At 66.3% G+C, this 9494-nt stretch carries 5 protein-coding genes; 2 read left to right on the top strand and 3 right to left on the bottom strand.

Going from position 1 to position 9494, the window contains the following annotated elements; genetic code table 11:
- The 3 genes from AC6EUH_RS13305 to AC6EUH_RS13295 form a co-directional block, all read right to left on the bottom strand.
- Positions 1-605: 5-oxoprolinase subunit B family protein (locus AC6EUH_RS13305; protein ID WP_499738914.1), on the bottom strand; the 605-nt coding region annotated here is incomplete at its 3' end.
- A 32-nt stretch (positions 606-637) separates the two neighbouring features.
- Positions 638-1978 (bottom strand): MFS transporter, encoded by a 1341-nt coding sequence (locus tag AC6EUH_RS13300; protein ID WP_056434038.1) that lies wholly within the window; start codon positions 1976-1978, stop codon positions 638-640.
- A gap of 95 nt (positions 1979-2073) precedes the next feature.
- Positions 2074-2832, bottom strand: coding sequence for a LamB/YcsF family protein (locus AC6EUH_RS13295; RefSeq protein ID WP_499738913.1), 759 nt, complete (start codon positions 2830-2832; stop codon positions 2074-2076).
- Positions 2833-2939: 107 nt separating this feature from the next.
- Here AC6EUH_RS13295 and AC6EUH_RS13290 point away from each other — a divergent pair, with 107 nt between their 5' ends.
- Positions 2940-3641, top strand: a complete 702-nt coding sequence (locus AC6EUH_RS13290; protein ID WP_056434036.1) for a GntR family transcriptional regulator — start codon at positions 2940-2942, stop codon at positions 3639-3641.
- A gap of 985 nt (positions 3642-4626) precedes the next feature.
- Positions 4627-9483 (top strand): NAD-glutamate dehydrogenase, encoded by a 4857-nt coding sequence (locus tag AC6EUH_RS13285; RefSeq protein WP_499738912.1) that lies wholly within the window; start codon positions 4627-4629, stop codon positions 9481-9483.
- Positions 9484-9494 lie beyond the last annotated feature (11 nt).

The raw sequence follows: 9494 nt of genomic DNA, 5'->3' as shown, positions 1-9494 counted from the left end.
CCGGGGGCGGCCAGGGCGGGCTGTTCCCGGTCCAGGTCCCACATCCTGGCGCCGGTGCGGCCGATCAGCTGCCAGCCCCCGGGCGAGCGACGCGGGTACACGGCCGAATAGTTACCGGCCAGCGCCACCGAACCCGCAGGGACCGCGGTGCGCGGGGAGCTGCGCCGCGGCACCTCAAGGTCCTGGTTCTCCCCCACCATGTAGCCGAAACCGGGCGCGAAGCCAGCGAACGCCACCGTCCAGACTTGACCGGTATGGGCTGCGATCACGCCGTCGGGTCCAAGGCCGGTCAGCTGCCCCACCTCGGCGAGATCCTCGCCGTCGTACACGGTGTCGATGAGCACCAGTTCGCCGTCCCGCTGCACGGGGGCGGTGAGGTCGAGCTGGAGCAGCCGGGCCGCGATCCGCCGGGCCGACACCGGCGAATCCGCGGTGACCAGCACCGTCTGGGCCGCCGCGAGGACGTCCAGCTGCCCCGGCAGGGGGTGCTCCAGGAGCAGCGCCTGAAGTGCCAGCACGTCCTGCGTTCCGGAAAGCTCCGCGAGCACCGCGCGGGTTCCCACGGGCCGCACCGAGCGGACCTTATGCAGTGTCGGTGCTTCCATGGCTACCTCAATCATCCGGTTGTCCGCGCCGTTCAGGCGTGGGAGTCCTGCAGGAGACGCTCTTCTTCGTCGGTGTGCGGGTTGCGCCCGATGGCCAGGCCGACGACGGTCACGATGGAGGCGACCGCGAGGTAGCCGGCGATCAGGAACCAGTTCCCGGTGGCGGCGAAGAGGGCGGTGAAGACCAGCGGTGCGATGGCGCCGCCGATGACGCCGGCCAGTGTGTAGGCCAGCGAGCTGCCGGCGTAGCGCAGCCGGGCCGGGAACTGTTCGGTGATGTAGGCGGCCTGCGGGCCGTACATGAAGGCGTGGAAGGCCAGCCCGATCACGATGCCGATGGTCAGCGTGAGGACCGACTTGTCCTGGATCATGACGAAGAACAGCGGGATGTACAGCGCGGTGCCGACGGCGGCGATGCCGTAGACGAGGCGGCGGTTGATGCGGTCCGTGAGGGCGCCCGCCGCGGGGATCAGGACCAGCTGGAAGGCGGAGCCGATCAGGATGGCGGTTAGGACGTTGCTGGTGCTCATGCCCAGTTCCTTGGTGGCGTAGACGGCCATGAAGACGGTGAGCAGGGAGTACAGCACGTCCGGGCTGATGCGGGACAGGGCGGCGGACACGAGGGCGCGCGGTTCCTTGGTGAAGACGTCCTTGATGGGCGCCTTGGGCTGTTCGCCGTGGGCCTGGATGGCCTTGAAGACGGGGGTTTCCTCGAGCTTGAGCCGGATCAGCAGGCCGAAGCCCACCAGGACGGCCGAGGCGAGGAAGGCCACGCGCCAGCCCCAGGAGAGGAAGTCTTCGTTGCTGAGCGACGCTGCGAGCACGGCCAGGACGCCGTTGGCCATCAGGTTGCCGGCAGGCGGGCCGATCTGCGCGGCGGAGGACCAAAAGCCGCGCCGCTTGGCGTCGCCGAATTCGCTCGAGAGCAGGACGGCACCGCCCCACTCGCCGCCGACGCCGATGCCCTGCGCCAGGCGCAGCAACACGAGGATGATGGGGGCGGCTATACCGATGGTGGCGTAGCCCGGAAGCGCGCCGATCACCACGGTTGCGATGCCGATCAGCAGCAGGGTGGTCACGAGGACGTGCTTGCGGCCGATCTTGTCACCGAGCCGGCCGAAGATCACGCCGCCGATGGGACGGGCGAGGTAGCCTACCGCAAAGGTCGAGAAGGACAGCAGCAGGCCGACGTATTCGTCGTTGCCCGGGAAGAAGACCTTGGGGAACACCAGGGCCGAGGCCACGGAGTAGATCGCGAAGTCGTAGTACTCCAGCGAAGTGCCGGTGAGGCTCGCGACGTAGGCCTTGAGGGCGCCGGGCGGGATCCTCCTCTTGCCGGCGGCCGGCGTGGCCTGATGCGGTGCTGCAGTCATGGTTTTCCTCCAGGTGTGCGGGGTGCTGCCTGTTGCTCGGGTTAATGTGCGGATGATCCCGGCGGAACCGGGGATGAAGCAGGTCTGGCTTCGGCTTAGACGAACGCGGCGGTGCTGATGCCGGCGGCGGTCAGGGCCTCGCGTACTGCGGCGGCCATGGCGACGGCTCCCGGGGAGTCGCCGTGCACGCAGATGCTCTCGGCACGGATCTTCAGGATGGAGCCGTCGATGGTGCGGACGGCGGAATCGGAGGCCATCCGGAGGACATGCTCAGTGACCTCCGCGTGGTTGTGCAGTACGGCTCCGGGCAGGGTGCGGGACACGAGGGTTCCGTCCGGGTTGTAGGCGCGGTCCGCGAACGCCTCGGTTACGGCGCGGAGGCCGGCGGCCTCGGCCAGACGGAGCACTTCGGAGCCCGGCAGGCCCAGGATGGGAAGGTTCAGGTCGACGGATTTTACGGCGTCGACGACGGCTTTCGCCTGGGCGGTGTGCGCCACGATCGCGTTGTAGAGCCCGCCGTGCGGCTTGACGTAGGTGACCTTGCCGCCTTCTGCGGCGGCCAGGGCCTGCAGGGCGCCGATCTGGTAGACGATGTCGTCCGCGAGTTCGATCGGGTCGATGTCCAGGAAGCGGCGGCCGAAACCGGCGAGGTCGCGGTAACCGACGTGGGCGCCGATCACGACGCCGGCGGCGACGGCCTCGCGGCAGGTCCGGCGGATCACTCTGGGGTCGCCGGCGTGGAAGCCGCAGGCCACGTTCGCGCTCGAGACTGAGCGGAACATCGCCGTATCGTCTCCTAGGCTCCAGCGCCCGTAGGACTCGCCGACGTCGCTGTTCAGGTCGATGGTTGCCATTTGTGATCCTCGTCTCATGATAGCCCCCTACTAAGGATGCATCACTTCGGCCGATTGTTCAACAATCTGACGATTTAACATTGGAACAATCGTGTAGATTCGGCACCATGACGACTTCCAATGCGGGAACCCGCGCCCAGGCAACAGCGCAGGCTGCATCGGCGGCGCGGCTGCGCGTGACGGTTCCCTCGGTGGCGGACCGGGTGGCTGCGGAGCTCCGCCTGCAACTGGCGGAAGGGGTGCTCCTGCCCGGAACACGACTGACCGAATCGACCATCGCGGAGGACCTCGGCGTGTCCCGCAATACCGTCCGGGAAGCCTTTGCCGAACTCGCCGCGGAGCGGCTGGTGGTCAGGCTGCCCAACCGTGGCATCTTCGTTGCCAGCTTGGGACCGGGCGACATCCATGACGTCTACACCGTGCGCCGCGCCGTCGAGGTGAGCGCCATCCGGAACGGAGGGACCCCCGAGCGGGTGGCGGCGGTCCGCGCCGCCGTCGAGGAAGGCAAAGCCGCGGCGGCTGCCGGCGACGAGGAAGCCCTGGGCACCGCGAACCAGCACTTTCACGGCGCCATCGTGGCGCTGGCGGAATGCCGCCGGCTGGACACGATCATGTCCCAGGTCCTGGCCGAGATGCGGCTGTTCTTTCACAAAGCCACGCTGGATGCGCACTTCTACCGCGGCTACCTCGACGACAACGAGGAGATCTGCGCGGCCTTGGAAGCCGGCGAGCTGGACCGCGCCGGGGACCTGCTGCTGGCCTACCTGGACCGCTCGGAAGCGAAACAGAGCGCCGTCCACGGCGAGTGACGCCTGCGGAATTGGCGTGGGTGTCGTCCTGGCGAACGAGCTCGAGGTCTTTCGGCCTGGTCTCCCCGGGAACGGAGGCCTTCGAGTGGCTCGGACCATGCGATGACTTGATCTACCAGCTGGATCAATATCCGGCCGTTAGACCCACGACCCGCTTTAAACGGGACCTTCCAGCCTTGGCACCAACCGCCGCCTCCCGGCCTGGGCACATACCCCGTGACACCCCCAGCGCCGCCGAGACCGTAATGATCAGGGCGGACTCGCCCGCAGCAGCCCGGCGCATCGGAAGGATCCTTCGTGAGCTGAAGCTCACCGCGCCGGCGGAGTTCGGTTCGTGGCAGACGGTGTGGAAGCTGCACCGCAGTTTCGCGGCCGGCGGGACCTGCGACCCTATCCACGCAAGACTTTGGCCGAAGACGCGGCCGGTCAGATCTACTGGACCGTTTCGGCGGACTGGACGATCAACCGCGCCCGCCAGCACGGAACCAACCTGTCCCGCAGGGCAAGGCGGCGACTGGCCAATGCGCCCCGTCGTCATGGACGCAGTGACGGTCCCGTGGCCTGGCGCGGACGACCCAGGCCACGGCCTGACGCCGTAATGGGCGACAAGGCATACTTGTCCAGGGCGAACCGGTCGCTGCTGCGCGGGCGCAGCATTAAGACCGTCATACCCGAACCCTCGGATCGTTCGGGCACCGGAAACGCCGCGTATCATGCGGTGGGCGCCCCGTGCGCTTCGACTCCGACGCCTAAAAGGCCGCAACAGCGTCGAACGGTGCTTCAACCTCTTCAAACAATGGCCGGAGCTGCCCTGAAAGCGGCGCACGCGGGTTCCAATCCCGCCATCCCGCCTCGGCTTGCTGATCGTTTGCTTGTCCCCGCGGGGGTGGACTGCCTGGCCCGCGCCAGCCATCATGAAAGCAGGCGCGAGGTTCCGGCGACCGCAGCAACACGGCCTCTCCTTGCGCGATGGAGGCGCAACGCAATGTCCCCAAGAACCGGCCCTGCAGACCATGCCCCGGTGAACCCCTCCGCTGACGACACGGACACGTTCCTGACGGACTACTACGAGCATGTGGCCGACGACGACCTGCGGAACTACACTGCCGAATCGCTCCGGAACCGTGCAGGGTACCATCGTTCGCTGGCCGCAACCCGGGGCCCGGGCCAGGCCGTCATCGGAGTGCTGAGTGAAACGGACGCCAGCGTGGTGGCAATCGTGGCTGAGGACATGCCGTATCTGCTCCCCTCCGTCACGGCGGCACTGGCCCGTGACAGTGCCGCCATACGCTTGCTGGTCCACCCCATCTTCACCGTTGGCAGGGCCCGCGGAACGAACAGGCTCGTGGACATCCAGCCGGTACCGCTGCGCACTGCCTTGCCGGTGGGAAACGAGCCTTCAGCGATGCCGTCACGGCCTGAATCCAATGGAGATTTGACCTGCGCGGAGGCCTGGATCGCTGTCGAAATCGCCAGGCTGCCGGACCAGGCCAGCGCCGACCGGCTCACTCTGAATCTCCAGGCGGTCCTGGCCGATGTTCGGGCGGCCGCCGAGGATTCCGCAGCCATCCACCGGCATCTGACTGCGGAAATTTCCGCCCTGGATGCCAACGCGGCTGCGGCCAGCGACGCAACAGTGCAGGAGAGCAAGGATTTGCTGCTCTGGCTGGCCGACGGCAACTTCCTATTTCTCGGGTACCGCGGGTATGGCCTGGACGACGATGACGGACTGCGGGTCCTCGCGGCGCGGCCGGGGCCCGGGCTCGGGCTCCTCCGGCACCGGGAGCAGAGCCGGCCGCTGCAAGGCTCCGCCATGCCGGGGGCCCGGGGACCGGCCCTGGCCCTCACGAAGGCAGGCATCCGTTCCACAGTCCTCCGGGACGCCTACTTGGACGAAGTCAGCCTCCTGACGTTTGACATGGCCGGCAATCCCACCGGGGAAGCGTGCTTTGTTGGCCTTTTCGCCCCCAGCGCTGCAAGCCGGTCCGTGCTTCACATTCCGGTCATCCGGGACAAGGTGGCCACGGTACTGGACCGCTTCGGATTCCCGCCCGGTTCCCATGCCGGCAAGGAACTGCTGGCCACCATCGAGGTCTATCCCCGTGAAGAGCTCTTCCACATCGACGCGGACGACCTGGCCGGACACATGCGCGAAATCCTGCGCCTCCAGGAACGCCACAGCACCCGGCTGTTCCTCAGGCCCGATTCCTATGGACGCTTCATGTCCGCCTTGGTTTTCCTCCCCCGCCGCCGCTACAGCACGGCGGTCAGGCTCAACATCGAGCGGGAACTGCGCGAGGCCTTCAACTCGAAAGCCGTCGAGTTCGAACTTCGTCTCAGCGAGTCGGCCATGGCTCGCGTGTTTTTCCGGATCCTGCTCCAGGGCGGAGGACGGGCCGCCGTCGAAGCTTCAGCACTGGAGCTGCGCATCATCGCTGCCACGAGGTCATGGGCCGAGGGCGTGGACGAGGCTCTGCAGCACAGATTCCCCGTTGGCGAGGCCGCCCGGCTGTCCATGCAGTGGGCCCGGGCGTTTCCGGCAAGCTACAAGGCTGACTACGAAGTGGAGGATGCCGTCGAGGACATTGTTAAATTCGAGAGCCTTGACGGGCCGGACGGCAGGAACCCCGGTGACCCGCTGCTTTCCGTCTACGTGCGCCCGGGGACTGCGGTGCTGGCCGAGGACGCCCGGATCCGCCTCTATCTGACACGGCCGCAGAGCCTAACGCAGATTCTGCCGTTCTTCCACAACCTGGGGCTCGAGGTGCTCGACCAACGGCCCTTCGACGTCCGGCGTGCCGATGGCCGCACCTTCTGGCTGTACGACCTCGGGCTGAAATACCCCTCCGGCGTGGACCCCCTGGGCACCAGCGGGCTGCTTGCCGACTCGTTTTGCGCCGCGATGCGAGGAGACATCGAGTCCGACACCCTTGATGCACTGGTCATCAGGGAAGGAATCGGATGGCGCCAGACAGTCATCCTTCGCGGCTACGCGAAATACCTGCAGCAGCTCGGAACCACCAACTCCTACGGCTTCATGGCGGACACGCTGCGGGCGAATGTCCGGGCCACGCGCGCACTCCTTGCACTCTTCGAGGCCAAGTTCAATCCGGTTCTCGACCAGCCAACCCGCCTCAGTGACATGGACTCCGCCCGGAGTGAGCTGACGGCTGCCATTGACGCCGTGCCGGTCCTGGACGCCGACCGTCTGCTGCGGTCCTTCGCGAGTCTTGTCGAGGCGACGCTGCGCACCAACTACTTCCTGAACAAGCCCTACCTCAGCTTCAAGCTCAACCTCTCCGGCGTCCCCGTTGCACCTGCTCCCCGGCCAAAATACGAAATCTGGGTCTATTCGCCCCGGGTTGAAGGGGTGCATCTGCGCTTTGGCTCCCTGGCCCGCGGCGGGCTTCGCTGGTCCGACCGCCGGGAGGACTTCCGGACGGAGATCCTGGGACTCGTCAAAGCGCAGACCGTCAAGAACGCCGTGATCGTGCCAACGGGTGCCAAGGGGGGTTTCTATCCGAAGCGGCTGCCCGATCCCGCCACGGACCGGACGGCTTGGTTGGCGGAGGGCCAGGAGAGCTACCGGATCTTCATCCGCGGCATGCTGGACATCACCGACAATTTGCTCACATCCCTCGACGGCGCCCCCGGGTCCACCGAACGGGTGGTGCCGCCCGAGCGGGTGGTCCGGCACGATGGCGATGACTACTACCTGGTGGTGGCCGCCGACAAGGGGACGGCCGCGTTCTCGGATATCGCCAACGCCCTGGCCCTCGAGTACGGATTCTGGCTCGGCGATGCCTTCGCCTCGGGCGGCTCGGCGGGCTATGACCACAAGCAGATGGGCATCACGGCACGCGGCGCCTGGGAGTCGGTCCGGCACCATTTCCGCGAGCTGCTCATCGACTCCACGGCAGAGGACTTCACGGTAGTGGGCATCGGCGATATGAGCGGCGACGTGTTCGGCAACGGGATGCTGCTCTCCCGACACATCTTGTTAGTGGCGGCGTTCGACCACCGACACATCTTCCTGGACCCGAACCCCGATCCGGCCGCCTCCTATGCGGAGCGGCAGCGGCTGTTCGGGCTTCCCCGCTCCTCCTGGGCCGACTACGACGTCTCCAAAATCAGCGCGGGCGGCGGCGTGTTCTCCCGGCGGGAGAAGTCGATCAAGATCACCGAAGCGGTGCGCCTTGCGCTGGGGCTGGAACCGGGAAGGACGGCGATGAGCCCGCCGGAGCTGCTCAAAGCCGTCCTTCTGGCCCCCGTGGACCTGCTCTACAACGGAGGCATCGGCACCTACGTCAAGGCCTCCAGCGAGACCCACGCGGATGTGGGAGACAAGGCCAACGATCCCATCCGTGTCAACGCCATTGAGCTGAGGACCAGGATCATCGCCGAGGGCGGCAACCTTGGCATCACCCAGCGAGGCAGGATAGAGGCCGCACTGGGCGGGGTCTTGCTGAACACCGATGCGATCGACAACTCCGCCGGCGTGGACTGTTCGGACCACGAAGTGAACATCAAGATCTTCCTCGACCGGATGATCGCCGCGGGAAGGATGTCCCCGGACGAAAGGACAGGCTTCCTGCACTCCCTTCAGGAGGAAGTCGCACGCTTGGTCCTGAAAACCAATGTGGACCAGAACGCACTCCTCCTCAATGACCGCCAGCTGGTGCTTCACTGGAGCCCGAGCTTTGAGCGGACCATGGACTGGCTGGACGCCGTGACGGACCTGGACAGGAACCTTGAATGCCTGCCCAGCACGGAGCAACTGCACACCCGTCTGCAGACCGGCGCAGGCCTGACATCTCCGGAGCTCTCCGTGCTGGCCGCGTATGCCAAGATCCAGCTGGCCAGGGAACTCACACTCAGCGGTCTGGCCGATGACCCCTGGTTCTCCCGGACGCTGCACGACTACTTTCCGCGCCAGCTATCGGAGCGGTTCGGGGAGGAGCTGTCCACGCATCCGCTGCGGGGGCAGATCGTAGCCACTGTCATTGCCAACGACATGATCAATCTGGGGGGCATTGCCTTCGCCTTCCGGGCAATGGAGGAGACCACGGTATCGGCGGCCGCCGTGGCCCGCGGGTTCGTGGTCATGCGCAAGATCTGGGACTTTCACTCAATTACCGAAGCCCTCGCACAGCTGCCGGCAAGCATCCCCAGCGAGCACGGGTGTGCCGTGGCACTCGACATGCGCCGCACGCTGGACCGCTCGACACGGTGGTATGTCAACCACGATTTCCGGGACAAGCCAATCGCCGATGCATTGGCCCGGCTCGAGCCCCCCATGTCGCTTCTGCGCCCAAAGTTTGGCAGCTTCCTTCACGGCGTGAATCTGCAGCATGCGGTGATCCGTCTAGCCCACACCGACGCCGTCGGCCTGCCCCATGACTTGGGCGTGCGTGCCTCCGAGATCCTGGTCAGCTATGGCCTTCTGGACATCTCCGCCATATCGGAAGAGCTTCAAGAGCCCGTGGACACCGTGGCTGAAGTGTACTTTGCCGTCTTCGAGCGAATCTCTGCGGTCCCCATTCTTGAACACATCACTGCGCTGCCGCGGGAAACCCATTGGCAGGCCCTCGCGCGGGCGGCGCTTCGGGACGACTTGTATTTGGTCCTTGCCGGCATGACGAAGGCTGTTGTGCGGAATACTCCACGCCCCACCGCCCCCGGAACCGATCCAGTGGAGCGCATCGTCGCCTGGGAACGCGAAAATATCGAACAACTCGCCAGGATCCAGGAAACCATCAAGGAGGCCATCAAGCCGGGCCCGGTGGACATCGCAGCATTGTCCGTTGCGGTCAAGCTGTTGCGGGCTTTGGTCAGCCGCTAGCTAGAGGTGCA

This window comes from Arthrobacter sp. 001422645 (assembly GCF_059816125.1).
Note: the sequence above shows the minus strand (reverse complement) of the source record. Positions and strands in the feature narration are given on the sequence as shown.

Coding starts and splice junctions, on each gene's coding strand:
- AC6EUH_RS13300 (WP_056434038.1), bottom strand. CDS start 1,978: ATGACTGCAGCACCGCATCAGGCCACGCCGGCCGCCGGCAAGAGGAGG.
- AC6EUH_RS13285 (WP_499738912.1), top strand. CDS start 4,627: ATGTCCCCAAGAACCGGCCCTGCAGACCATGCCCCGGTGAACCCCTCC.
- AC6EUH_RS13290 (WP_056434036.1), top strand. CDS start 2,940: ATGACGACTTCCAATGCGGGAACCCGCGCCCAGGCAACAGCGCAGGCT.
- AC6EUH_RS13295 (WP_499738913.1), bottom strand. CDS start 2,832: ATGGCAACCATCGACCTGAACAGCGACGTCGGCGAGTCCTACGGGCGC.